A 218-nucleotide genomic window follows, 5' to 3' on the forward strand; every position below is an offset into this window, starting at 1 on the left:
CCTGGCGCGATTGTGGCCGTTGCTGCCGTGGTCGTGCTGCGCCGGTTCCTGCGGGGGCGCAGATGACGAGCCAGCGAAAAACAAAATGGGGTGCAGGTCTGCTTTCGCTAAGTCCTCTGTCGAAAGGACGGCGAGCGGTCTTATTCGTGGTTTGGCTTTCGGTTCTTTTGGCAGCCATCTCTTTGCTGATATCTCCCAGATTGGCTGATGAGCGCGCG

Annotated in this window: 1 protein-coding gene; it reads left to right on the forward strand. The window is 58.7% G+C overall.

The window, feature by feature from the left end; genetic code table 11:
- The coding region (locus EGN72_RS19325; protein WP_233586962.1) for a hypothetical protein at positions 1–208 on the forward strand (208 nt) is incomplete at its 5' end.
- Between the last annotated feature and the right edge of the window lie 10 nt (positions 209–218).

The organism is Pseudorhodobacter sp. E13, assembly GCF_003991405.1.
Classification (GTDB): Bacteria; Pseudomonadota; Alphaproteobacteria; order Rhodobacterales; family Rhodobacteraceae; genus Pseudorhodobacter.